We start from the raw sequence: 25,380 nt of genomic DNA on the forward strand, positions 1-25,380 counted from the left end.
GACAAGGAGGTGCTTGCACATGCTGTGGCTGTTCGTCGTCGCGATCATCGTGTTCGCGAGCCCCGTTGCTGTCTCCGTGACCGGCCTGATGATCGCGGCTCGGCGCGCGGCGCGCTGGCAGGCGACAATGACGACCGATGAACTCGGCGTTCTCAGTTCCTCGCGAGCCTAGCGCCGCTGGCTCAGTCGCCGAACTGGCGGATTGCGCCTGGCATCGCCGCGAACTCGAATTGGCGTCCGCGGACTGAGACCTCACCATCGGTGGCCAGCGAAACCTCGTCGTCCACGGCGACGGTGACCTTCGCCGCGAGTTCCCGCACATAGTCGTGGCTTCGGCTCAACATTCCGGTGGTCATCGCCAGCATGGCCCGAATGCGCGCTCCCCTGACGTCGGCACGGAGATATCGCACATCCAACTGCCCCTCGGCAAGACTTTCCCGCGCGAGCGGCAGTCCATCCGCGGGACGGTAGGTGCCATTTCCGATGAAGATCATCCAGACGCTCGTCGAGACGCCGTCGATGGTGATCTGCAGCGGCGTCGCCCGCCGCATCACCCGTCCGGCGGCGATGGCCGCAGCGGGCCACTTGCCGATGCGGTCTTCGAGCTTCTCCCGAATCCGGACCACTTTCGGATACGGACCTAGGCTCGCGGTATTGATGAAGAATGCCTGGTCCCCGCCGTCCACCGTCACGGACGCAAGGTCGACATGCCGCACTGCGCCGGCGTTGAGCGAGCGCAGCGTCGAAGCCTCCGTGGCGGACGTGTCCCGGGCATAGTGGTTCAAGGTCCCACCGGGGAAGACCGCCAGCGGTAATCCGGCTTCGACGGCGACCGTCGCGGCCGTGTTCACTGAGCCATCTCCTCCCACGACCCCGAGCGCACGTGGGCGAGTCTTCTCGATCGCCGCCCGCAGTTGCTCGCCGACATCGCCCTCGATGTCGGCGCGCACGATCGTGGCCGCCGGCAACTGCTCGGCAAGCCGCGAATCATCCGACCCGGTTCCGGATGAGGGATTGACGAGAAGGAGTAGTCCCTCTCCCCTTTCACATCGAGAGACCTCGTCCGCTTCGCCGAGCGACACCAGCCCGGGCCGTGCGACCGGCCACCACCGTCGGGTCCGGTTCGCGACGACCACTCCGATCGCGGCGCCGGCAATGACGTCCGAGGGCCAATGCACCCCGACATGGACTCTCGAATACGCCACAGTCGCAGCCAGCGGAAACAGAACGACGCCGGCGGCGGGCACTTCGAGACTGACCGCTGTCGCGAACGCAAATGCCGACGCCGAATGCCCGGACGGGAACGACGACGACTTCGGAAGCTTGATGAGATTACGGTCGACCGGGATCGCGTGAAGTGGCGGTCGCGGCCTCGGCATCAACGGCTTCATGCCCGCGTTGGCAATGGCGCTCGATACCCCGATTGCGAAGACCCCGCGCAGGGCCGCACGCCGGGTCGCGCCCTTCTTGGCGGCCAGAATGGCTGCCAGCGCCAGCCAGATACGACTGTGGTTCGCCGAGCGGGTCAGGCGGATCAAGTAGCGATCAAGGCGCGTTGACCTCGGTGCATGCTCGATGAGCTTTCGATCCCAGGCGTGGAAGCTGTCGACAGCAGAACGGGCATTCACACTCATGTGAATGCCCGCTCCAGACCGACAGAAACAGCTCAGAAGAGCCCGTCCGCGAAACTGCCCCCGGCGCCGACGCCGCCGCGGATCGCATAGATCCCGGAACCGGTCGGCATCATGTACCGCCCGAGCTTGTCCGAGCGCGTCAGTTGGTGCTGCGCGTCGATGAACTGCGAGGGGTGCCGGTTGAACGACATGAAGAGCAGGCCGCCCTCGTAGCCCTTGTCGTAGTTGTAGCCGCGACGGAACATCGTGTGCGGGTGCATCTCCTTGACGTGCGAGCCGTTCGGGAGGCGCGGGTAGTCGGGCGTCGCGTGTTGTGCGCCATTGGGCGCGGTCAGCGGGGATCCATCGAATCGACGTCCGATCGCCGCATCCTTCTCCGGCGTCGGAGTCGCCATCCAGTGCGGAAGATCGAGCCGAATCCGGCGGTAGACCGCGTAGCAGCCACCGGCCATGTATCCCGGCTCCCCCGACGGGTCGCACCACACGACCGCGTCCCGGGCCGAGTCCGTGGGGTTCGCCGTTCCGTCCGGAACACCGAGCAGGTTGCGCGGCGCCGCTGTGTCCTTCGGCGGGATGACGAAGCCATTCTCGGTCCACCGCAGCTTCGCCTTCCCCTGCGAAACTGCGCGGAGCTGGATCAGGGCATGCGTGAGAACCTGCGGTTCGTCCGCGCACATCTGAACGAAGAGGTCGCCGCCGCTGGCACCGGGGTCACACGCGTCGCCGGCGAAGTGCGGCAACGGTGCGAGCTTGGCCGGACGGTTGAGCGGACCGAAACGGCCGTCGAACAGACTCGGCCCGAATCCGACCGTCATGGTGAATCGCTCAGCGCTCATACCCTCCGAGATGCCCGTGTCGCCCGCCGGTGCCGGCTCACCCTTGCTCAAGGCGTCGCCGAGCGCGGTCCAGTCGTCGAGGAGCTTCTTGAGTCCGGCCCGATCGGTGGTGACGTCGAACGCCGCCAGAACACAGTTGCGCTGTTGGTCGGTGGTGATGCCCGCCTGGTGCGAACCGTAGAACGGCACGGAGACGGCACGAACAGGAGCCGCATGTGCCGTGGTACCAAGGCCGCCGGCAAGGGTTGCAGCGGCGGCAGCACCCGCTCCGCGAGCGAAGAGGGAGCGACGGGAGAAACCCGTGTGACTAGTGTGAAGATCCGTCATGGGAAGCAGGTTACGATTGAGTCACGAGAGCCGTCCTGGGAATGATTTTTCTCGTCCGACACATTTTGTTTCGTCTCACCGAACTCTGGGAATGTCCCTCAGTTTGCTCTTGATCGCATCCAGAAACGTCGAGAGAAATAGCCTGTAGCCATGGACGGAGCGAGCCGCCTCGAGGCGACGGTGGTGTGCGTCGTCATTCTGGCCGCTACCGCGTGGATCGTCCTTCGCAGCTATGGCGTGCCGAGCCCGCTGGCCCCGCCCTGGGCGATCGCCCGGGGTGCCGTGCAATTGGCTCTCATCGGACTGATTCTGCACGGCGTCATCGCCAACACGGCCTTCGTCGGGATCGCTCTGCTGGTCATGTTCACGGTCGCGTCAGTGACGTCGACGCGCAGAACCGGGTGGTCCCCACGCACCTACGCAGTTGTCGCGGCGTCGATGGCGGCGGGAATCACGGTCGCCCTGACGGTCATCTTCGTGACCCGCACGGTCGAATTCAGCGGGCGCTACCTGCTCGCGCTCGGCGGCATCGTCATCGGCAACGCGATGACGATCGCGACCCTCGTGGGCCGGAATCTGAAGCAACTGACGACCGACCACTGGGACGAGGTGGAGGGTTGGCTCGCGCTCGGGGCAACCAATCGCCAGGCCACTATCGCGATCGCCCGGAGCGCAGTGCATTCGGCACTCATTCCGACGACTGATCAGACCCGGACGACCGGACTCGTCACCCTGCCGGGCGCGTTCGTCGGCGCGATCTTCGGCGGGCTCTCCCCGGTCGAGGCCGGGCGCTTCCAGATTGTCGTCCTAGCGTCGATCATGTGCGCGGGGTCGATCACCGCCGTACTGGCGGCGACCGCCCTCGCGCCGCGCGGAATACCGCGGCAAGCGCCTAACTAAGCGACGCTAAGCGACGCCCTGGAAGACCTGTTCCGGGGTGATGTTGAGGACTTCCATCATCCGGACGAGCTCATCCGGCGAGAGTCCGTCCGGACGCGAGGCGAACCCGTTGTCCCCCAAGCCGATGCGGCTGGCGAGTTCGACCTCGCCCATACCGCTGTCGACCATCGCGCGACGAATGTTGCGTTCGACGATGGCCTCCACGGCTGCCTCGTCCATGCTCATGCTCATGGTTATCGAGGCTACGGACATATAACGAACGCATCGGGACGCCACACTGTGGCGGCGGTCACACGTGCGGAGCTTCGGCCCCTCGCTCGACACCCGACCGCAAGCGCACTGATTCGGAGTAGGCCAACGTGCGGAATCGCAGCACCGGATCGTCCGAAGGCTCGATCCCGTCGGTGACGCGCATCGGGTCGAAGACGACGATGTCGCCATCCTTTTCACGTTCGGTATCGCGACCGGTGATCTCGAGAGTGCCGACGTCGACGAACTCGTCGCTCTTCCAGTTCTGCGACGGGTCGACCGTCGAATCGTCGGGACCCGCGACCTGGACGCGCAGCGTGAAGCGGATCGGGCCCTGGGCAAGTCGTGAATCGACCTCGTCCAGCAGGTAGTCGCGCGAGATGCGCGCGGCCTTATGCGGCGCGAAGTACTTCTCCCCTGCCTCGGGAATCCACTGATAGCGAACCCAACGGGACTCCCCGTCTGCGCCCGTCCACTTGAACGCGTGCAGGCCATAGAAGCGGACCTGTCCGTAGCTCTTCGGGGTCCGCAGGGTCGGCGCATTGATGACGCTCGACTTGAGCGCTTCCGGATGGTCGATGAACACCTTCGCGAGCTTGACCGGCGCCATCGCGCCCGCGCTCGCGGCCTTGATGAAGTCGACGAGCCCCTCCGGACCCTTCGTGATGAACACCTTGGCCGTCTGCGACGAGATGTCGGCGGTCTTGCCGTTGGGGAGGCTGAACTTGACGGCGAGGCCGTGCGGGGCCGGGGACTTGTCCTTGACGCGGGGGTTGCCGGCACCGTTCGAGAAGCGGACGAGGGCCGGGATCGACGATCCGTCGAGGAACCCTGCGGTCGACAGTCGCTTGCCTTCGGCGGTCGCGGTGAAGGTGCCGCGGTAGAGCCGGCCCTTGGCATGGAGGGCTCGAGCACCCGGGTGGACGCCGTACTGGCCGTGGATTGCCTCGATCGCTTCGTGTGGAGTCACCATGCTCGTTCCAAGCCCCCTCATTCGGTTTGTATTCCTGGCCGGACATTGCCCAGTCTCCGCAGGGTTTCTCCGCGGGCAGGGTAAATCGCAAAAGTCGAGGTCAGATCACGGAAAGACGACGATCAACGGACGTTCCGAGGGGCCGTTGTGGCGCCACGCACAGTTATCGTTCCGTGCCTAACACCAGCCCCACAACTGATGATTTACCCCATGAGAAACACCAACCAAGGAGGCCGTACGTGATTTCCCGGAAGAGCGGGTTCGCTGGCACGGCGATGTTCATAGCGCTTCTGTTGCTGGTACCGCAGATAGTCCTACTGGCACTGTTCACCGGCCGCTAACCGCGACCACCGCCAGTGGACTGTATGTTCGCCACGCCGGCGTCGACGACATGCTTATCGTCGGCTCCGGCGTACGCGTATACGGAGTAGACAACATTGTTCGCACCCGGAAGGTCGACGCTGATTCGACGTTCAGTTCGCTCACCCGGCTTGAGGGTGATGTCCTCCGGTGCCGGCAGCTGCCCGGGCGCCTCGGAGCCGTACCAGAGCTTGCCGCTCCAACCAGCGTTCTGCGGGGCGGTCAGCGTCACGACGATCTCGACTCGTCCGGCGCCACGCGTCACGAAGCGGCTGCCGTCGACGGTCGCATTCACGTGAACCGGGGTGTTGACGATCGGCTGCTCCGGCAGCGTCGACTCCGGCGAGCCGTCGCCGACCTTCGGCCAGCCACCCGGCCACGTCAGGCGATCGAGGATCGCGGGGCGGTTCGGCGCTCCGCTCGGCAGGTTCATCTGCGCGCGTGGGATTGCGTGGTACAGCATCCAGTCGTGGCCGGCGTCGTCCGTGGTGACGGCGTTGTGGCCCGGTCCGGCCCACTTGTCGCTACCCGCGACGACGAGTTCGCCACCACCGAGATTCAGATCGCGGCCATCGCGGTCGACGTACGGGCCGAAGAGGTTCGGCGAACGTCCCGCCAGGACCCGATAAGCGGTCGTGGGTCCGCTGCAGCAATTGCCGGCGGAGGCGAACAGATAGAAGTTGTTGTCCTTCTTGACGATGTACGGCGCCTCGAAACGCTGGTCCGCGATCTGGACCGGCTTACCGGCCGCGGCCGACCCGTCTGGGTTGAGCGGAATCGCGTACACGCCACCGAAGTTGCCGACGACGATCGTCTTGTTGCCATTGTCGTTCCAGACGAACGGGTCGATCGTGCCCGCGATACCGACGTCCTTGGCACAGAACACCGGGTGCCCGAGGTCGTTCCACGGGCCATTCAGCGACGGCGAGGATGCCATCCCGATGCAGGGATTGTCGGGGTATCCGACCGCGTAGTACATGAGGAATCGGTTGCCGTCGGCGAGGACCTGCGGAGCCCACGCGGTCTGGCCGTTGACGACCCAGCCCGGCATTCCGGAGAAGACGTTCCCGCTGTAGATCCAGTTCTGGAGGTCGTACGAAATCCAGTGCGGCAGGAAGCGCATGCCTTTGCCGTCGCCCCAGTCATCCGAGGTCGCGTACGCGTGATAGATGCCCGAGGCATCGCGAATGATCGACGGATCCGCGGCGGTCGGAAGCATGACGGGGTCAGCCGAGGCAGGTGGCGCACCCAACCCGGTGGCCAGCACAGCCGCCACCGCAGCCATGAACCAACGCGCCCGCCCGACAACCATTTTGGCCTCCGTTCACCACCGCAAGCCAGCGGATGGGGTTAACGTAGGGCGGCGGCTAAACGGCCTGTCACGACGCGCATGCCCGTGGCGATGTTGAGATCAACTCCAATGCTTTTTTGTGACACACCAACGCTTTTCACTCTCCTGGGACCAAACCTCCATTGACCATCGAGTTCGACCATCTCGACCTGGCCGTCGCTGATCTCGCGAGCGCGGTACGGGAATTCCGGGCTTCCGGATACCTCCTGGTGAAGCGCGACCTCGGACCGCTACGCGGCGGTACGGCGGGCATCGCATGCGCCGGCAACTCGCGAATCGTGCTGAGTGGGCCGGGCACGGTCGCCGCGAGTGCACTACGCGTGGTGTCGCGCACGCTCGGCAATGACTTCACCGGGATCCGGCGCGCGGTGTTCCGGGTCAAGGACCTCAGCAGGTACGTCGATCGACTCGAGGAAGCCGGTATCGGCGTCTCGAAATCGGGCAAGACGATCACCCCAGACGATCCCGCACTTCCCGTTCTCACCCAGGCATCGGCGAAGTCCGGTCCCGCGACGACGATTTCGGTCACCCGCCTGACCCTCGTCTCCCCGGATCTCGACAGAACTCTGACCGGGCTCGACGCGATCTTCGGCGAACCCGATGTCGACGGCCGTTGGCGCATCGGCCTCACCACGCTGACCGCGGAGCGCGGTTCAGTGGTCAGTATTCGAGCCCGCCTCAACGCCGCCCGAATCCCCGCTTTCGCCGCCGGTCTCGGGTTGTCGATTCCGTCCGACGACGTCGACCACGAAGCTGCCGAACGACTCGGCGAGGCACTGCGCATCGCCACCGTGTCGCACGATGAATTGACCAAGCGCGCGGAAGCCCCGTTCCATCGGCTCGGCGCCTACCTCGAAGAGCAATTCCCGCGGGTCCACCGTGAATTGGACTGGAGCACATTTGGCCCGAGCCGCCTCTACTGCTGGAAGGGCGAGTCCGAGCACGTCGGCGCGATCCTGCTCGCCCACCAAGACGTCGTTCCGGTCGACAACGCGGACTTGTGGAGCCATCCGCCGTTCAGTGGCGTCGTCGACGACGAGTTCGTGTGGGGTCGCGGAGCGATCGATGACAAGAGCCGCGTGCTCGCGATTCTCGAGGCGATCGAGGATCTCCTGCGCCGCGGATTCCATCCCAAGACGACGATCTACTTCGCGTTCGGCCACGACGAGGAGGTGGGCGGCCACGAGGGTGCGCAGGTCATGGCGCAATACCTGGCGACCCAGAACGTGAGCGCGGATTTCGTCCTCGACGAGGGCGGAATCGTGTCGGTGGGCATGGTCGACGGCATCTCTCCGCCGGTCGCATCGATCATGCTCGGCGAGAAGGGATTCGCCACGCTTCGTCTCGACGCGACCGACCCGGGCGGTCACTCTTCGATGCCGCCCGAACGGACTGCGGTCGGACGGATCGCCCAGGCGATCGCCCGGATTCAGGACAACCCGTTGCCGCTGCGCGTGACCCCGCCCGTCCTCGACATGGTGCGTCGAATGGGCCCGCACATGCCGGGTCCCGTGCGCGCGGTTCTGGCTAGCGCCGAGCGATTCCCCAAGCCGATCGCCAAGCTGCTGTCGCTCAAACCACACACGGCAGCGCTCGTACGAACGACGTTCGCGCCCACGGTAATCCGCGGCGGTGTCAAGGAGAACGTGCTGCCCCAATCGGCCGAGGCGTTCATCAACGTCCGCATCCTCGCGGGCGACACGATCGATTCCGTGGTGGAGCACTGCATCAAGGTCGTCGACGACGAGCGGGTCCGGATCGGCGTGACGTCCGGCTTCGCGGCGGACCCCTCGCCCTCGACCGATCCGAATTCGCCGCTGTTCGACATGATCTCCGAGGTCGTGCAGGAGACAGTTCCCGCGGCGCTCATCACCAGTGGTCTGGTGCCGGGTGCGACCGACTCGCGGCACTACAGCGCGGTGGCGCAGGCGCGGTTCAACTTCACGCCGATCCTGCTCGACCGTGCCGACCTCGAACGCATTCACGGCACCGATGAGCGGATTTCGCTGGCCAACTACAAGCGCATCATCGACTTCAACGTGCGGTTGCTTCAGCGGCTTTAGGGCTGTGCACCCTCACGCACCCAATTTCGTCGCCGACAAGGGCCCTCACGGTGCACGGGTCCGGCTAGGACCCGAAAACCCGCTCGACCACAATGCGAGCGCGCCGTGTCACCCGCAGATAGTTGTCGAGGAACGACCCCGCGTCCCCGCTCCAGCCAGCCGCTCTCGCGACCGCGGTGAGAACCCGCCCCGGCCCCGGCAACTGATCCGTCGGCTTGCCCTTGACCAGTACCAAGGCATTCCGCGCGCGCGTCGCGGTGAGCCACGCTTCGCGAAGCTGGAAAGCATCTTCAGCGGAGAGCAGCCCCAGGTCAGCCGCCACTGTCAGGGTTTCGAGGGTCGACGTGTTGTGCAGCGCCTTGTGCTCATGGGCGAACTTCAGCTGCAGCAGCTGAACGGTCCACTCGACGTCGGCGAGACCGCCGCGACCCAGCTTGGTGTGGGTCGACGGGTCCGCCCCGCGCGGCAGCCGTTCGGAGTCCACGCGCGCCTTGATGCGGCGAATCTCCCGGATCGCATCGGACGAGATGCCGCCCTCTGGGTAGCGATAGCGGTCGATCAGTCGCAAGAAGCGTTGCCCGAGATCCGGGTCGCCGCACACCGCGTGGGCCCGTAGCAGGGCCTGGACCTCCCACGTCTGAACCCATTGCGCGTAGTAGGCCTCGTAGGACGCGAGGGTCCGAACCGGCGGTCCCCCACGACCTTCCGGCCGCAGCGCGGTATCGACTTGCAGTGGCGGGTCCATGCTCGGCGCACCGAGAAGCCGCTGCACCGTTTCCGCCACCGTCCCGGCCCACTTGACCGCGACGCCTTCCTCGACGCCCTCGACCGGCTCGCACACGAACATGACGTCCGCGTCGGAGCCGTATCCGAGTTCAGCGCCGCCGAGCCGGCCCATGCCGATAACGGCAAGCCGCGCGGGCGGCGAGGCCTTGTTCTCCGTCTTCCACGCCGCGATCACCGCGTCCATCGACGCGGCCAGGACGGCAACCCACACTGACGACAGCGCCTGGCACACCTGCCGAAGGTCGAGAAGTCCGAGCATGTCGGCCGACGCCACCCGTGCCAGTTCATGACGCCGCAGCGATCGAGCCGCGGCAACCGCACGCGCCGGGTCGTTGTACCGCGCGGTCGCGGCCGCAATACCGCGCGCCACCTCGTCGGGTGCCGTGCCGGTCAGGAGTGGACCGCTCGGGCCATCGCCGTAGAGCCGGATGACGTCGGGGGCCTTCATGAGCAGATCCGGAAGGTAGCCGGACGTGCCCAGCAGCGTCATCAACCGATGCGCGACCGCTCCCTCGTCCCGCAACTCGCGCAGGAACCAGTTCAGGTCGTCGTGTTCCTCGCACAGGCGGCGGTACGCGAGCAGACCGGCGTCCGGGTCTGGCGTCTCCCCCAGCCACTCGAGCAGCTGCGGCAGCAGCACTGCCTGGATTCGGCCCTTACGGGAAACTCCGCTGGTCAGGGCCCTCAGGTGGCCGAGCGCGTTCTGCGGTGACGTATAGCCGAGCACGGCGAGCTGCCGAACCGCGGCCTCCGGACTGAGCGTCACCGCGTCCCGGTCCATGCGTGTCACCGACTCGAGGAGCGGTCGGTAGAAGAGCTTCGAGTGCAGGCGTCGAACCCGATAGGCATTGCGCTTGATCTCGGCCTTCAACACGCCTTCGGCATCGTGCTGTCCGTCGGGGCGCATGTGCGCCGCCCGGGCCAGCCACCGAAATGCTTCGTGGTTGTCGGGCTCCGGAAGCAGGTGCGTTCGGCGCATCTTCTGCAGCTGTAGGCGGTGTTCGAGCAGCCGCAGGAACTCGTACGACGCAGTCATGTTCGCGGCGTCGTCGCGGCCGATGTAGCCGCCCTGCGCGAGCGCAGTCAACGCGGCAACGGTCGACGTCACGCGGAGCGAAGCGTCGGTTCGGCCGTGGACGAGCTGCAGCAGTTGCACCGCGAATTCGACATCGCGTAGGCCGCCGCGCCCGAGCTTGAGTTCTCGTTCCTGGAGCCCGGACGGAATCGACTCCTCGACGCGGCGACGCATCGCCTGCACGTCGACGACGAAATCAGCCCGTTCGGATGCTAGCCACACCATCGGCAGCAACGCGTCGCAGTACCGGGTTGCGAGGTCGATGTCCCCGGTCATCGGCCGAGCCTTGAGAAGAGCCTGAAACTCCCAGGTCTTCGCCCAGCGCTTGTAGTACGCGATATGCGAATCCAGTGTCCGCGTCAGTTCGCCCCGCTTGCCTTCGGGGCGCAGCGCGGCGTCGACCTCGAAGTACGCACTCGAACCGATGCGCATCATCTCGGCGGCGAGGCGGGCCGCTTGCGGACCGTTCGGCTCCGCCACGAACACGACATCGACGTCGGAGATGTAGTTCAGTTCCCGACCACCGCATTTGCCCATGGCGAGAACACCGAGCCGGACCGGACACGGATCGTTAGGCCACAGCGTCGCCACTGCGACCGACAACGCGGCGGTCAGCGCCACGTCGGCGAGGTCAGAGAGTTGCTCGGCGACCTTGGTGAACGGGACGACCGGTTCGTTCTCGACCGTCGCCGCAAGATCGAGCGCGGCGAGGAACATGACGAGTTCTCGGTAGCGCTTCTTGAGCGCCGCGACCGCGTCCGGCCCGGTGATCGTGGCCCGGAAGAGCATCGGCGACGCGGCCGGACCGGTCTCCGGTTTCGCTCCGACTGCACTGAGCATCGCGCTCAGGAGCTCGTCCTTGGACTGAAGCTCCTTGCGCTGCAATAGCTTCCACGAGGAAGGATCGACACAAAGTTGGTCGGCGAACGCGCCTGATCCACCGATGAGGGCAAGCAACCGACCGCGCAGGGCCCGGTCCTCACGCACTGCCGTGTCAAGTTCTTGCCACGCGGGGCCCAGCTTTGCGCGCAAGTCGGCCAGCGTGCGCAGCGCGAGATCGGCGTCCGGCGCGCGGGACAACGCCCACAGCACCGGCACGTAAGGCTCCCGCATCCAACCGAGCGCGTCGAGGTCGGCACCCGCGGTCGAGCCGAGGAGACCAAGCCGAGCCGGGCTCGGGAGTACCGAACGAGAAGTCGGCGGGCGAGTCACAGTGTCATTGCCTTCGCTCCGCTTCGGCGGTTCGCCGGCCCTATGGGCACCGTCTTCCCTCCTCGCTCGAACTGCTCGTGCCTCACAGCCCTCGACTCGTCAGTCCAGACGTCACCCGGCCAGCTCACAAACTCAGGTATTCCCGCAGCTCGTAAGGGGTGACCTGGGCACGGAAGTCTTCCCACTCGCGACGCTTGTTGCGGAGGAAGAAGTCGAACACGTGCTCACCGAGGGCCTCGGCGACGAGCTCGGACTTCTCCATTTCCACCAGCGCAGCGGAGAGGTTGGTCGGCAGTTCCTTGAATCCGAGTGCGCGACGCTCCGCCGGAGTGAGGTCCCAGACGTTGTCTTCGGCCTCGGCCGGCAGCTCGTAGCCCTGCTCGATGCCGCGCAGGCCCGCCGCGAGCAGCACGGCGTAGGTCAGATACGGGTTGCACGCGGAGTCCGGGGTACGGACCTCGATGCGCCGCGACGCCGACTTGTTCGGCGTGTACATCGGAACACGCACAAGTGCAGAGCGGTTCGACCGCCCCCAGGACGCAGCCGTCGGGGCCTCGCCACCCTGGATGAGGCGCTTGTACGAGTTGACCCACTGGTTGGTGACCGCGCTGATCTCAACTGAGTGTTCGAGAATTCCGGCGATGAACGCGCGAGCGGTCGCCGACAGCTGGATCGGGTCGTCGGGATCGTGGAAGGCGTTCGTCTCGCCCTCGAACAGGCTCAGGTGCGTGTGCATCGCCGAGCCCGGGTACTGCGTGAACGGCTTCGGCATGAAGGTCGCACGCACGCCCTGGCTGAGGGCGACCTCCTTCACGACGTAGCGGAAGGTCATGATGTTGTCGGCCATCGACAGCGCGTCGGCGTAGCGGAGGTCGATCTCCTGCTGGCCGGGAGCGCCCTCATGGTGGCTGAACTCGACGGAGATGCCCATCGATTCGAGTGCCTCGATCGCCATCCGGCGGAAGCTCGGTGCCCGGTCGTGCGAGGCCTGATCGAAGAATCCACCACGGTCGGCCGGAACCGGCTCGGAACCGTCGAACGGCCCCTGCTCGAGCAGGAAGAACTCGATCTCGGGGTGGATGTAGCAGCTGAAGCCGAGGTCTCCGGCCTTGTTGAGCGCGCGACGGAGCACGTGGCGCGGGTCAGCCCACGACGGCGAACCGTCCGGCATCGCGATGTCGCAGAACATGCGCGCGGTGTGCTGCTGCGGACTGCCCGCTGCGGTCCACGGCAGGATCTGGAACGTCGAGGGGTCAGGTCGGGCGACCATGTCCGCCTCAAAGACGCGCGCGAATCCCTGGATCGCCGAACCGTCGAACCCGATGCCCTCTTCGAATGCGCCTTCGAGCTCGGCCGGCGCGATTGCTACGGACTTGAGGTAGCCGAGAACATCGGTGAACCACAGTCGAACGAAGCGGATGTCGCGCTCTTCGAGAGTACGAAGCACGAATTCCTTCTGACGATCCATGCACGCGAGCCTAATGGGTTTTTCCGGCATTTCAGTACTTAAGAGCGGGTTCCAGGAAACGCGTGTTGACGAGCCCGGTTGTGGCACCGTGAGTTACAGCCGCCGCCAGCACCAGGGGGTCGACCATGTCAGAGGTTGCCGAGCCCGTCGAGGACCAGGCCGTCGCGATGGATTTCCTGGCCCGCCTCGGCGCAACGATGCTGGCCGCGGGCTATCCGGTCAACATTGTGCGCCTTGCTTTGCAGCGGACGGCCCACGCCTACGGGTTCAGCTGTCCGATGCTGGTGCTGCCAAACTTCATCCAGATCGGCGATGTCGATCGGACCCGGATGGTGCGCGAAGAACACCCGGTTCGGTTCGACCAGACCTTCCCGCTGGGCAACCTCGTGCGGACGGCTCATCGCGGCGGAATCGGCCCCGCGGCCGGGTCGGCCGAACTCGACCGGATTCTCGCGTTGCCCCCGCCCTACCCGGCGTGGGTCGGTGTCATCGGATATGCCCTGCAATGCACTGCTTACGGCCTCATGCTGCAACCGGTGCCGGTCTCGATGATCGCCGCGGTCGGGCTCGGACTCCTCATCGGCGCAGTGCGCCGGTTCGTCGGTCCGTTTCTGGGCCTTCGATACCTACTGCCCGCGTTATGTGCCTTCGTGGTGACGTTGACCCTGTTCGGCCTCGAACGGCTGCTGAACGTCGGCCACTTCGACCTGCGCGGATTGATCGCTCCCCTGGTCGCCTTTCTGCCCGGCGTGGCCATCACCCTCGGCGTCATTGAATCCGCCACCGGCGAGATCGTGTCCGGATCGGCTCGGTTGGTGGCTGGTCTGATGCAACTGGCACAACTGGCCCTGGGCATCGTCATTGCGATTCAACTCGTCGGGCTGTCGAGCGCGGAGATCACGGACCAGACAGGCAACTTCTTCGGTCCGTGGGCGCCATGGCTCGGCGTTTTCGTGTTGGCCATCGGAATCAAGCTCGAGCACGGTCCACCGCGACAGTTCCTGCCGTGGCTCGTGCTCATCCTGTTCGTCAGCTACGCCAGCCAACGCGTGACGGCTCTGGCGGTCGGCGGCTATGTCAGCGGATTCGGCGGTGGCCTGGCCCTCATGCTGTGCGCTTTGGCCTTGAGCCGCCGTCGCAACATGCCGGCTCTCCAGACCATTCTGGCTCCCGGATTCTGGCTTCTGGTGCCGAGCTCCGTCGGCCTCATCGGGATCACCGAAATCACCGGCGGCGCAAGTAGTCAGTCCGTCGTCGCGATGCTGGCGTCGATGATTTCAATCGCTCTGGGATTCCAGGTCGCCCTGGCCATCTGGAATTCGATTCCGAAGCACAACTGGATCGACGACAACGAGGCGCGGGCGTAGGTCAGCACGTCTTTCCGACCGGCGGAACAATCGAATCGATGAAGTAGGCGAACACCGTCTGGTCGATGCAATCGACCCCGTGGAGCGCAACCGTGTGTTGGGTCCCCCGGTAGGTCACGAGAACTCCGCCCAGTTGCTTGGCGAGGACTTCACCAGACTCGTAGGGCGTCGCGGGATCACCGGTCGTCGAGATGACGACGATCGGGGGAAGCCCGGAAACCCGCACAGGATGCGCATCCCCCGTCGGCGGGACCGGCCAAAAGGCGCATTGATCGAGCGGCGCCTGTCCGGTTCCGTGTTGGTCGTCGAGGAACGGTGCCGCATCCCGGAAACGCCGATCATCGCGACCCGCGACCGCGCGGTCTGTCACCGCCGGGTAGTCGATGCACCGAACCGCGGTGAATGCGTCGCCCTCGTTGTCGTAGGACCCGTCGTCATTGCGGCCCTCGTACTGGTCCGCGAGCGCGAGCAACTGGTCACCACGGCCGACCTCGAGTTCGAGAAGTCCGACGAACAGTTTCGGCCAGCGCGCTTCCTGATACAGCGCCGCTCCCGTTCCGGTCCGCGCATCGTTGAAGCTCAAGCCGCGCGGGTCGGCCGTCTGCGCAGGCTTCGTGATGAGCGGTTCGATCAGTGCGTGATAGCGATCGTTCGCTTTGGCGGGATCGGTCCCGAGGGGGCAGCCGTCGATGGTGACGCAGTCGGCGACGAAGGCGTCGAAGGCCTTCTGGAAACCGGCGAGCTGACGAACGACCTTGTCGGCACGGCTCACCGTGGGGTCGACCGCTCCGTCGAGTACCATCGCCCGAATCTTGTTGCCGCCGAATGTTTCTGCATACTGCGTGCCGATCGCCGTACCGTAGGAATAGCCGAGGTAGTTCAGCTTCGGATCCCCGACGGCCGTGCGCATGATGTCGAGGTCCTTCGCGACATCGCGGGTGCCGACGTTGGCGAGCAGATCCCGGCCACTCACTTGTTCGCAGCGCTCGGAGAAGTGCTTCTCCTCGTCCTCGGTCTGCCGAATTCCCGCCGGCGAATAGTCGACGTCAAGGTCGGCGCGGTCGGCATCGCGCTCCGGATTCGTCAGACATCGGATCGCCGGAATCGACGCGCCGATACCGCGCGGGTCGAAGCCGACCAGGTCGAATCGATCGGCAAGTGCGGACTTCGCCGCCATCAACGGCATGCCCAGACCAGATGCGCCGGGACCACCCGGGTTGAGGAACAGAGATCCGATCTTCTCGCCCCTGGCGGGCAGCCGGCTCAGCGGAATCGAAATCGACGCCTTCTCCGGATGGGCGTAGTCCATGGGCACATCGATGCGGCCACACTCCATGGCCCGCGTCGCGCCCGGGAAACCCTCGCATGACCCCCAAACGACGTGTTGCGCATAAAACCGATTGAGGTCCGGGGTTGGCGGATCGGGCGCCGGTCGCGGCGTGCCGGCGCTGGTGCATCCAGCCAACACGAGCACTGCAGCCGCGATCGCGCTCCGATTCAGCACGAATAACCCTCCGGCGGCACCGTGAGGTCAACCAGGTAGGCAATCACGACGTCATCGATGCAAGCCACCCCGTAATTGAACGACACCGTGTGCTGAGTTCCGTGGTAAGTGAGCAGAGAAGCACCAATTGCCTTCGCGAGATCGACTCCGTCCTGATAGGGAGTCGCCGGGTCACCGGTCGTCGAAACGACGACGACCTTCGGCACATTCGCCGGAATCTTCGGCTCGGTGTAGTCGAACTTGACCGGCCAGAACGCACACGTATCCAGAGCAGCGTTGCCGTTGCCCCGACCGTCGTCCATAAAGGGTGCCGCTTTGCGGAATTCTCCGTCGGCCTGGTCCACGCGCGCACGATCGGTGACAGGCGGGTCGTCGGCGCAGCGAATCGCGTTGAACGCGTCGTCCATGTTGCTGTAGGTGCCGTCGCTACGGCGACCGTCGTAGTAGTCCGCGAGGGCGAGGAGGCTGTCCCCGCGGCCGAAGCCGAGCTCGCGCAGACCGGTCGTCAGCATGCCCCACATCTCGGGGCTGTACAGCGCCTGCTGGGTGCCGGTGATCGCATCTGAGTAACTCAAACCGCGCCCGTCGTCGGTCCTCGCGGGCTTGGCAATCAGCGGGTTGACCAGTGCGCGGTACCGCGCGACAGCATGCGCCGGATCCGTTCCGAGCGGGCAGTCCGAACTCTGCGCGCACTGACGGGCAAAGTTGTCGAACGCGGTCTGGAAGCCGACAAGCTGCACCCGGATTTCCTCGACCGGGTCGGCGCCGGGCGGTACCCCGCCGTCGAGCACCATCGCACGAACTCGATCGGGATAGGCGGCGAGATAGTCCGAGCCGATCTTCGTGCCGTACGAGAACCCGACGAAGTTCAGTTTCGGATCGCCGAGTACCGCGCGCATGACATCGAGATCCCGGACGACGTCCCGGGTGCCCACGTGTTCGAGCAGAGTGAGGTTGCTCTTCGCCTGACAGCGTGCTGCGTAGTCGCGCTCTTCCTGCTCGGTCTCCGCGATTCCCGCGGGCGAGGTGTCGACGTCGAGGTCGCGCCGGTCTGCGTCGATCTCCGCGTCGCTGTTGCACACGATCGATGGAGTAGAGGCACCAACGCCACGGGGATCGAACCCGACCACGTCGAACGAGCGACCGACAGCCGAGTTCGCGACGTTCGTCGGAGTGTTCAGTCCGGAAGCCCCGGGCCCACCGGGGTTGACGATGAGCGAGCCGATCTTGTCCCCGGACGCACGGATCCGCGACATTGCGATCTGCGCCGTGCCCGCATCGGGATGGTCGTAGTCGATCGGGACGTCGATCCGGGCGCACTCGAGCAGCCGAGACAGGGCTTCGTCCCGGTGCCGGTATCCGACGCAACTCCCCCAGTCCAACTCCTGGGTATAGAACCGCTCGAGACCGGTCGGCACCGGGTGCGAGGTGTCCGGACGCGCTTGCGGGCGGGCGGTCGAGCAGCCGGCCACCACGAAAGCGGTGACTGCGGTCAGGGCCGCGATTCGCCGAACGAGCATGGGAACGATCGTGCCACGCGGCTCGTCCGGCTCACACTCACGCCTAAAGCCCGAGGCCCCTCTTCAACGTCGCCCACGAGTCGTGCAGGGCGATCTGCCAGTACGGCCACGAGTGGGTTCCGATGAGGTTGTACCGGAACGTCCCGGTCACCCCGGCCAACCTGGCCTTGATCTGGAACGTCTTGGTGCAGTCGGCCGCGCCCTGCTCCTGGGCGATGGCACCGGCGAGGTCCGTGGGGAACGAGTAGGACGGGTCGAAGTTCAGGTCGAGCGGACCCGGTACGCCCGAACCCACCGAAACGTAGAACGGCTTTCCCTTGAGCTTGTCGAGGTGCCGGGCCGGGTCATGGGCCGGCCAATCCGGGTCGGTGACCGGACCCCACATGTTCGTCGGGTTTCCGCCGCGGGAGATGACCGAGCCACGAACGATCGCCTGGCCGGCCGGGTTGGTGAAGAACAGGCACGTGCTGTACGACCCGACGGCCTGGTAGAGACTCGGGAATCGGACGGCGAGCGAAGCTGCGGCCATACCGCCCGCGGACAGACCCGCGATGGCATTGCGTCCGCTGCCGCCGTAATGGCCCGCGTCGGCGCCGTCGATGATCGCGGGAAGCTCATGCGTCAGGAACGTCTCCCACTTCAAGTGGCCGAGGGTCGGGTCATCTTTCTGCCAGTCCGTGTATAGCGTCCCGCCGCCGCCGACCGGCATCACCACGTTGACGTTCTTGTCCGCCGTGAACGCATCGACGTCGGTGCGCAGGAGCCACGAACTCGCCTGCTGATCGTCCCGGGCTCCCGTTCCGTCGAGGAGATAGAGAGTCGGCGCGGTCCCGGTGGGATTCGCGCGGATGACGTCAACGCGCACCGGGCGGCCCATCGCCGGTGAGTCGATCGTGAGCTGGACGGCTCGCCCCGAAAGCTGCTTGAAACTGGTGACGCTGGCCCCGGCCGCCGATACCGGCGCCGTGGGGAATGCCGTCAGTTGAGCCGCGACGATCAGTGCCGCCGCGACGGTGCTCCGGGTGATCCACTTCCCGACCATGGCAAACCTCCTCCGAGTGCGAATGCCGTCAGTACAGGTCGGTAATTGATCTTTGAATTGCAAAAACCCCAGGTCGGAATCGTTCTGTGATCGAGATTCCCCTGTTCACATGACAATCTCGGCCGATTCAGGCTGTGACGAAGTCCACCGCGTCGATCCCTACACGCGATCCACCGGTGGTGGAACACTTGAGTGGTACCGAGAAACCCGGGGACCCACAGCGTGGGCCTCGAGGATGGAAAGAGACATCGATGTCCGAAATGCCCGCGTACGGTGCTGCCCCCACGAGTGCGGCTCCGCGTCGCAAGACACGCATCCACCACCTTCAGTCCGCCAAGGCCGAGGGCCGCAAATGGGCCATGCTGACGGCCTACGATTACTCGAGCGCCAAGCTCTTCGACGACGCCGAGATTCCGGTCCTCCTCGTCGGCGATTCGGCTGCCAATGTCGTGTACGGCTACGACACGACGGTCCACGTCAACATCGAGGAACTCATCCCGCTGGTGCGCGCGGTCGTCCGCGGTGCCCCCCACGCGCTCGTCGTCGCCGACCTCCCGTTCGGTTCGTACGAGGTATCCCCGGAGCAGGCCGTCCGCACGGCGATCCGCTTCATGAACGAAGGCATGGCGCACGCGGTCAAGCTCGAAGGTGGCGAGCGGATGGCCGCGCAGATCGCCGCCATCACCGCCGCCGGCATCCCGGTCATGGCCCACATCGGCTTCACCCCGCAGAGCGTCAACAGCCTCGGCGGATTCCGCGTCCAGGGACGTGGCGACGGCGCTGACCAGCTCATCGCCGACGCGATCGCGGTTCAGGAAGCCGGCGCGTTCTCCGTGGTCATGGAGATGGTTCCGGCCGAGCTCGCGGGGCAGGTCACCGGCAAGCTCCAGATCCCCACGATCGGCATCGGCGCCGGCAGGGAGTGCGACGCGCAGGTTCTCGTGTGGCAGGACATGGCCGGCTACACCAAGGGCCGCACGGCGAAGTTCGTGAAGCGGTATGCCGAGCTGGGTACCGCCCTGCAGACCGCCGCCGAGCAGTACCGCGACGACGTCGCGACCGGCGCCTTCCCGGGACCTGAGCACTCCTTCTGACGGGTCATCCCGGCAGCTCTCGACAAGCGCGCCACCACCCGTAGGTGGCAAAATCGAATGTGCAGTACCCCTTTCACAGAATCGAGGTACCAGCTTGACTTCGGTGCGCTTGCTCACCGTTTCCGCGACCGCCATGGCGCTCGCCGCCTGTGGGCCGGGGCAGTCGGCTCCGCCCGCGACCACGACACCGCCACCGGCGGTCGCCAATAACGCCGTTGCGCAATTGTGCGATCAACTCCACGGTGCCCTTTCGGACTGGCGCATACAGACTCCGTCGCTGACGCATCCCGCGCTGAACGTCCTCGTTCAGGCGTGGGGTCTCCAGAACGGCGTCACCGCCCAGATCATCGGCAATCGCGCACTGGTCGACGACGTGACGATGAAGCAGTGTGCCCAGACGCGCACCGAAGCGCTCACTGCACTGGAACTGCCGAGCTTTGCTGCCGGCTTGATTGGGCTCGGCTGACGATGCGGACTCTCTATCCCGCGATCGAGCCGTATGAGACCGGATTTCTGACCACTGCCGATGGCCAGGAGATCTACTGGGAGACCTCTGGCAATCCGGACGGAAAGCCGGTGGTCTTCCTGCACGGCGGCCCCGGTGCCGGCAGCGCTCCCTGGCACCGCCAGTTCTTCGATCCGGCCGCTTACCGCATCGTGCTCCTGGACCAGCGCGGATGCGGTCGCTCGCGGCCCCACGTCGCCGACGGCGCGGATCTCTCGCTCAACACGACCGACCACCTCATCGACGACCTCGAAGCCCTTCGCGAGCTTCTCGGCATCGACCAGTGGCAGGTCTTCGGCGGATCGTGGGGTTCGACGTTGTCGCTCGCCTACGCACAACGTCACCCGAATCGGGTGACCGAATTGGTGCTGCGCGGCATCTTCCTACTTCGGCGCGCCGAGCTCGACTGGTTCTACAACGGCCAGACCGGCTGGGCATTTCCCGACCTCTGGGAGCAGTTCCTCGCGCCGGTTCCACCTGCGGACCGCGAACGCGACCTCATCGAGGTCTATCGCGAACTACTGAATTCGAACGACCGCGCCGTCGCCGAGGCCGCCGCGATCGCCTGGACCACCTGGGAAGCCGCTACGCTGTCCCTGCTACCCGACGAGGAGCGGGTGCGATCCTCCGCCGACCCGCGGTACGCGCTCGCCTTTGCCGGTCTCGAAAACCACTATTTCTGTCACGCGGGATTCCTGCGTGAGGGTCAGCTCCTCGACGAGGCGTCGAAGATCGAAGACATCCCGACAGTGATTGTTCACGGCAGATACGACCTCGTTTGCCCAGCTCGTAATGCCTGGGACCTACACAAGGTCCTACCGAATTCGACGCTGATCATCGTCGAAGATGCCGGTCACGCGGCCAGCGAGCCCGGCATCGTTCACCACCTCGTAGAGACAACGGACCGATTCCGATGAAAAGCAAGACCACGGCCGGATCAGCGCTGCTGACTGCCTTGCGATCCGACGTCGATCGACTCATCAAGGCCGAGCCGGACGTCATCGCAGACAAGTACGACTCCGTCCATCAGATGCGGGTTGCTACCCGTCGACTTCGCAGCGTCATGCGCAGCTACAAGAAGATCCTTCCGGGTGACTCTGCGAAGGAACTTCGCGACGAACTCAAGTGGCTCGCCGGGCTGCTCGGCGAAGCCCGCGACGCCGAAGTCCTCGCCGAGCGATTCCAGAACCTGCTCGACGTGCAGCCCGACGGCTTGGCACAAGGGCCCGCGTACGACCGCCTCGTCGGCGCGCAACGGCGTCGTTATGCCGACGCACACGAGGGTGCGGTCAAGGAGCTCGGCGGTGACCGCTACCGCGCCTTGCGTGCTCGACTCGAGGAACTCAGCGTCGGCGAGCTCGACACTAAATTGTCCGCAGCTCCTGCCGAGAAGATCTTCCTCGACTGCTTGACCAGGGACTATGAGCGCGTCCGTGACGACGTGCGGATGCAGTTCGCGGCCTCCGCGGAGGACCGTATCGAAGCTCTGCATGAGGTTCGGAAGTCGAGCAAGGCGCTTCGATACTCGGGTGAAGCCGCGGCTGCGGTGCTCGGCGAGGCGGCGTCCCAGGTCGCCTCGGCGGCCAAGTCATTGCAGTCCGTGCTCGGCGATTGGCGCGATGCGGCCGAGGCACAGGCTCACATCATGGACGTGGCGGCGCAGGCACGAGCGGAGGGCGAGGACTTGTTCGTCTACGGGGTTCTGCACCACACCGAAGGGATAGCCGCGGAAAATTTCCTCTCCGGCTACCGCCCCGCACTCGACGTGCTCACGACGGAGTGTGCGGTCCTGCGCTGAACGGACGGCGGATACGCTTCGCGGCGTGAGAGCACTGCGAACCGTCCTCGCCATCGCATTGGCATCGAGCGGTCTGGGCGCGTGCGCCTCGCATCCGGAAACGCTCACGGTGGCACTGGCCGGTGACGTGCACGCTCATCCGCCGGTCAACCTGGCTGACCCGAGCTATCAGCAGTCTTTCGCGCCGCTGCGCGCTGCGGACGTCGCGATCGTCAACTTCGAGACCGCGCTCACCGACGGCGGAACCAAGTCCGACAAGCGGTATGTCTTTCGGGCCGGTGAGCAGGACGTTCGCTCGTTGGGCGACCTGGGCGTCGACGTCCTCACCATGGCGAACAACCACGCCCTCGACTACGGGCGAGACGGTCTGAGCGACACCCTCGCCATCCGTACGCGCACTGCGGTGCCCCACATCATCGGCGTCGGCAAAGACCTCGACGATGCGTATGCACCCGCGCGAATCGACGTCCGAGGGACAACCGTGACGGTATTCGCGGCCAGCCTCGACGACGACCCGACCGCGGATCCGACCGCGGACTGGTCCGCAACGGCACAGACACCGGGCACCGCCCATGTCGCCGATCCGGCGCGCTTGATCTCCGCGGTCCGCTCCGCAAGTAGCGACGGGCCAGTGGTCGTCATGCTGCATTGGGGCGTCCAGCAGAATCGTTGCGCGGTCGCCAGTCAAGTGACCTTGGCCCGCCAACTGGTCGATGCCGGGGCCGACGTCGTGGCCGGTGCGCACAGCCATACGATCCAGGGCATGGGCCGAATCGGCGATGCCTTTGTCGCTTATGGGCTCGGCAACTTTGCCTGGTGGTGGCCGAGCGCTCAGCCGGACGGGGGCGTGCTCACCTTGACGCTCGACGGTGAACGGACGGTCAAAGCGGAGTGGCAGCCGGTGACGCGCACGGCATCACATCCGGAGCCCCGCGTTGTTGGCGGTCCGGTTGACGTCCTGCATCCGTTGAGTGTTGCGGGGTGCGCCAGCTAGGCGCTGAACCGGACCGCACGTCGGGCCGGGTCTGCGACCGTCAACCGGACCTGGAGCTGCTGTCCTTCGGTCGGGTTGCCGTCGCAGGGGGCGATCACCGGCGGGTCCGCGATGAACACATCCGCGGGATGCTTCTCGTTCGCCGCCCGGACAACTGCCCCGGGGAACGTCTGACCGACTCGACTGCTCAGGACGAGAGCTTCCGTTTTGTCGACGCACGCCCGGTCGACTTTTCCGGCGGTTTGGTCGGACTCCCGCAGGACCGGCGGCAGATCGGAGAGGCGGGTGCGCGCCCAGTCCGGCACCGGCTGACCTGCACAGATCGCCAGACAGACCTCGGTGGCGTACCGATCGCCCAAACGACGCAGCGGTGCGGTGACGTGCGCGTACGGGAGTCCGATCGCCGCGTGCAACGGTTGCGCCGGCAACTCGCCATCGAACGGCACGTAGGACGCACCGCGGAGCAGACTCGTCGCCTCGCTCATGAGCGCCATCGTGGTCGGCAGGTTCGGATCGAGTCCCGTGAGAAATTCGCCCGGACTCATCGCGTCGGGCCACGCCACTCCCAGCGATTTCGCGCATTTCCGCAGCGCCTCCACCGACCCCTCATCGGCCGGCGGCAACGTGCGCAGAAGCCCGACCTTGGCGTCGAGCATGAGCTTCGCGGCACAGGTACCGGTGAGCAACGAGATCTCGGCGTTCCAGTCATCGGCCGGAGTGTGTTCGCGCGCGACGAGCTTCCACTTGCCGGCGCCGTCAGACTCCACCTCCTGTTCTGGAAGGTGTAGTTCGATGGCTCCACGCTGGCGAGCCAACGCCATCCGGAGGTCTCCGACCGCCGGCAGGTGCTCGATGGAAGCGTGCAGTCGTCCGGCCTGGGCGTCGGCGTACACGCCGGTGTAGTCGAAGCGGGCCACGGACCGAACGAGTGCCCGATGGACGTTGACCGACGTGTGTTCGCCCTGTGCATTGAGTTCGATCGTCCACAGGGCCGCCGGTCGAATCTGGTCCGGCAGCAGACTTGCGGTGCCTTCACTGAGCACCTTGGGATGCAACGGCACCGACCCGTCGGGGAGGTACATCGTCTGCCCCCGAGACCAGGTCTCCTGCTCGAGCGCTCCCCCTGGCTCCACGACTGAACCAACGTCCGCGATCGCGTAGTGCGCCGTGAACCCGTTGTCTGTTTTCGCGATGTGAACGGCCTGGTCGAGGTCCATCGAGCCCGGCGGATCGATCGTGACGAAGGGGATGTCGGTGCGGTCTTTGCGCTGGCGGGCATAGCGATCGGTTGCTCTAGTCGCCTCGTTCACCGCGACCGCTGGGTAGTCCTTCGGCAATGCGAACTCGGCTCGAATGTCGTCGAACGAGAAGGCAGTCGCGGATAGCCGTTTACCCATGGTCGCGACGGTACGCGAACCGTTCCGGAACCGTCTCGCTCAGGTCGTATCTGGCCAACTCGACGCGATTCGCGATTTCAGGGCGTTTGCAAAGATTTGACTGGGTCAGTTGATCGGCGGCTCGGTCTTGAGCGGCTTGTACAGCGACTCCCTGGGGACGTTGTAGTCCTCGGGGCTTCTCGTCTGCGGTTCAGGCGTGGCGTAATCCTGCGTCGACCACTCGGCGGGGTTCTCGAAATGTCCGCGCCTGTAGTAGCGCACGATCGCGAACGTGATCGTCGCGGCAAGTATGGCGAGCCCGACCAAGAGCCCTACCGGCGCTGCTGAATACGGGCCACCATCCACGTTTCAAAGATAGCTATCTTGCTGCCTGCTCGCGCAGTCCCCCACTTCTGCGGACCGGCACGAGCACCAAGCTCTGTCCCGCGCGAGAGGCCTTTCGCGGACAGCGCGGCTGCGAACTGGCGCAACAAATGCACCGTTGGTCATGATGCAGGTCCATTGAAGCCGGTGGATCGATGGTCACGAAGGGGATGTCGGTGCGGTCTTCGCGTGCGTCGGCGAACCGGTCGACCGCGTTCTTCGCCTCGGTCACCGCGGCGTCCGGGTAGTCCGTCGGGAGCGCGAACTCGTGGCGAATGTCATCGAAGGAGAACGCTGCCGACGAAAGCCGTTTACCCATGGTGGCGACGGTACGCGAGCCGATGAATGGTCTCGCCCCTTCGACCAGAGCGCTTGGTGGTCGCGTTGCGTGGACCTCGATGCGGTCCCGAGGGCGGATATGCCTGGGCCGGGTGGGTCGGCGTCACTCGCCGAGCCGGAAGAACAGTTCCTGAATCTTCTGATCAGTCCCCACATACGCGATGTGCTGCACGTTGTCCGTCGGGGTGACCCAGCTCGTCGGGCTCGTGCCGGGAGCGACCGC

General features: G+C 65.6%; 22 protein-coding genes. 9 read left to right on the forward strand and 13 right to left on the reverse strand.

All coding sequences use genetic code 11. The annotated features are described in order from the left end of the window. Window positions 1-19: 19 nt before the first annotated feature. The gene (locus F600_RS31615) at window positions 20-172 is read left to right on the forward strand and encodes a hypothetical protein (RefSeq protein WP_018160967.1); all 153 of its coding nucleotides are present in this window, start codon (window positions 20-22) and stop codon (window positions 170-172) included. Between the two features lie 10 nt (window positions 173-182). Here F600_RS31615 and F600_RS0112530 read toward each other — a convergent pair whose 3' ends face one another. Further along, window positions 183-1,634 (reverse strand): bifunctional phosphatase PAP2/diacylglycerol kinase family protein, encoded by a 1,452-nt coding sequence (locus F600_RS0112530; RefSeq protein WP_018160968.1) that lies wholly within the window; start codon window positions 1,632-1,634, stop codon window positions 183-185. 32 nt (window positions 1,635-1,666) lie between these two features. Next, a complete protein-coding gene (locus F600_RS27970; RefSeq protein ID WP_018160969.1) occupies window positions 1,667-2,797 on the reverse strand; it encodes a Dyp-type peroxidase in 1,131 nt (376 codons plus the stop codon). Window positions 2,798-2,947: 150 nt separating this feature from the next. Here F600_RS27970 and F600_RS0112540 point away from each other — a divergent pair, with 150 nt between their 5' ends. Next, window positions 2,948-3,697: an ABC transporter permease gene (locus F600_RS0112540; protein ID WP_018160970.1), complete on the forward strand. Its 750-nt coding sequence runs from the start codon at window positions 2,948-2,950 to the stop codon at window positions 3,695-3,697. Between the two features lie 6 nt (window positions 3,698-3,703). Here the strand turns inward: F600_RS0112540 and F600_RS0112545 are convergent, their stop codons facing one another. From F600_RS0112545 to F600_RS0112560, 3 genes are all read right to left on the reverse strand, one after another. Next, entirely contained in the window at window positions 3,704-3,928 is a 225-nt protein-coding gene (locus tag F600_RS0112545) for a hypothetical protein (RefSeq protein WP_018160971.1), read from the reverse strand. A 58-nt stretch (window positions 3,929-3,986) separates the two neighbouring features. After that, a complete protein-coding gene (locus F600_RS0112550; RefSeq protein WP_018160972.1) occupies window positions 3,987-4,919 on the reverse strand; it encodes a catalase family peroxidase in 933 nt (310 codons plus the stop codon). A gap of 337 nt (window positions 4,920-5,256) precedes the next feature. Then, on the reverse strand, window positions 5,257-6,591 hold the full coding sequence (locus F600_RS0112560) for a family 43 glycosylhydrolase (protein ID WP_018160973.1): 1,335 nt from the start codon (window positions 6,589-6,591) through the stop codon (window positions 5,257-5,259). A 161-nt stretch (window positions 6,592-6,752) separates the two neighbouring features. Here F600_RS0112560 and F600_RS0112565 point away from each other — a divergent pair, with 161 nt between their 5' ends. Next, complete coding sequence (locus tag F600_RS0112565) at window positions 6,753-8,693, forward strand: M20/M25/M40 family metallo-hydrolase (protein WP_018160974.1); 1,941 nt, start codon at window positions 6,753-6,755, stop codon at window positions 8,691-8,693. Between the two features lie 64 nt (window positions 8,694-8,757). Here F600_RS0112565 and F600_RS0112570 read toward each other — a convergent pair whose 3' ends face one another. Together F600_RS0112570 and glnA are read right to left on the reverse strand one after the other, a co-directional pair. Next, window positions 8,758-11,766, reverse strand: coding sequence for a bifunctional [glutamine synthetase] adenylyltransferase/[glutamine synthetase]-adenylyl-L-tyrosine phosphorylase (locus tag F600_RS0112570; RefSeq protein ID WP_018160975.1), 3,009 nt, complete (start codon window positions 11,764-11,766; stop codon window positions 8,758-8,760). 124 nt (window positions 11,767-11,890) lie between these two features. Beyond that, window positions 11,891-13,234: a type I glutamate--ammonia ligase gene (gene glnA, locus F600_RS0112575; RefSeq protein WP_018160976.1), complete on the reverse strand. Its 1,344-nt coding sequence runs from the start codon at window positions 13,232-13,234 to the stop codon at window positions 11,891-11,893. Between the two features lie 125 nt (window positions 13,235-13,359). Here glnA and F600_RS0112580 point away from each other — a divergent pair, with 125 nt between their 5' ends. After that, window positions 13,360-14,601 (forward strand): threonine/serine exporter family protein, encoded by a 1,242-nt coding sequence (locus tag F600_RS0112580; RefSeq protein WP_018160977.1) that lies wholly within the window; start codon window positions 13,360-13,362, stop codon window positions 14,599-14,601. 1 nt (window position 14,602) lies between these two features. Here the strand turns inward: F600_RS0112580 and F600_RS0112585 are convergent, their stop codons facing one another. The 3 genes from F600_RS0112585 to F600_RS0112595 are packed head-to-tail and all read right to left on the reverse strand — an operon-like array spanning window position 14,603 to window position 18,667. Next, window positions 14,603-16,105 (reverse strand): alpha/beta hydrolase, encoded by a 1,503-nt coding sequence (locus F600_RS0112585; protein WP_026306488.1) that lies wholly within the window; start codon window positions 16,103-16,105, stop codon window positions 14,603-14,605. Beyond that, the gene (locus tag F600_RS27975) at window positions 16,099-17,625 is read right to left on the reverse strand and encodes an alpha/beta hydrolase (protein ID WP_018160979.1); all 1,527 of its coding nucleotides are present in this window, start codon (window positions 17,623-17,625) and stop codon (window positions 16,099-16,101) included. The genes F600_RS0112585 and F600_RS27975 overlap by 7 nt, the downstream gene beginning before the upstream one ends. Window positions 17,626-17,668: 43 nt before the next feature. Further along, window positions 17,669-18,667 (reverse strand): alpha/beta hydrolase, encoded by a 999-nt coding sequence (locus F600_RS0112595; protein WP_018160980.1) that lies wholly within the window; start codon window positions 18,665-18,667, stop codon window positions 17,669-17,671. A gap of 251 nt (window positions 18,668-18,918) precedes the next feature. On the opposite strand from F600_RS0112595, the gene panB reads away from it, so the two are divergent. From panB to F600_RS27990, 5 genes are all read left to right on the forward strand, one after another. Next, a complete protein-coding gene (gene panB / locus F600_RS0112600; protein WP_026306489.1) occupies window positions 18,919-19,761 on the forward strand; it encodes a 3-methyl-2-oxobutanoate hydroxymethyltransferase in 843 nt (280 codons plus the stop codon). Between the two features lie 103 nt (window positions 19,762-19,864). Continuing rightward, window positions 19,865-20,227 (forward strand): hypothetical protein, encoded by a 363-nt coding sequence (locus F600_RS27980; protein ID WP_018160982.1) that lies wholly within the window; start codon window positions 19,865-19,867, stop codon window positions 20,225-20,227. Between the two features lie 2 nt (window positions 20,228-20,229). Continuing rightward, window positions 20,230-21,183: a prolyl aminopeptidase gene (gene pip / locus F600_RS0112610; protein WP_018160983.1), complete on the forward strand. Its 954-nt coding sequence runs from the start codon at window positions 20,230-20,232 to the stop codon at window positions 21,181-21,183. Continuing rightward, window positions 21,180-22,064, forward strand: coding sequence for a CHAD domain-containing protein (locus tag F600_RS27985; protein WP_018160984.1), 885 nt, complete (start codon window positions 21,180-21,182; stop codon window positions 22,062-22,064). The genes pip and F600_RS27985 overlap by 4 nt, the downstream gene beginning before the upstream one ends. 25 nt (window positions 22,065-22,089) lie before the next feature. Further along, window positions 22,090-23,058, forward strand: coding sequence for a CapA family protein (locus F600_RS27990; RefSeq protein ID WP_162141414.1), 969 nt, complete (start codon window positions 22,090-22,092; stop codon window positions 23,056-23,058). On the opposite strand, the gene F600_RS0112625 is transcribed toward F600_RS27990, so the two are convergent. The 3 genes from F600_RS0112625 to F600_RS32145 all read right to left on the reverse strand — a co-directional run bounded on the left by F600_RS0112625 (window position 23,055) and on the right by F600_RS32145 (window position 25,137). After that, on the reverse strand, window positions 23,055-24,455 hold the full coding sequence (locus tag F600_RS0112625; protein ID WP_018160986.1) for an RNB domain-containing ribonuclease: 1,401 nt from the start codon (window positions 24,453-24,455) through the stop codon (window positions 23,055-23,057). The genes F600_RS27990 and F600_RS0112625 overlap by 4 nt on opposite strands. A gap of 105 nt (window positions 24,456-24,560) precedes the next feature. After that, window positions 24,561-24,800, reverse strand: a complete 240-nt coding sequence (locus tag F600_RS0112635) for a hypothetical protein (RefSeq protein ID WP_018160988.1) — start codon at window positions 24,798-24,800, stop codon at window positions 24,561-24,563. Window positions 24,801-24,813: 13 nt separating this feature from the next. Further along, complete coding sequence (locus F600_RS32145; RefSeq protein WP_018160989.1) at window positions 24,814-25,137, reverse strand: hypothetical protein; 324 nt, start codon at window positions 25,135-25,137, stop codon at window positions 24,814-24,816. Window positions 25,138-25,380 lie beyond the last annotated feature (243 nt).

This window comes from Smaragdicoccus niigatensis DSM 44881 = NBRC 103563 (genome assembly GCF_000380645.1).
GTDB classification, from domain to species: Bacteria; Actinomycetota; Actinomycetes; order Mycobacteriales; family Mycobacteriaceae; genus Smaragdicoccus; species Smaragdicoccus niigatensis.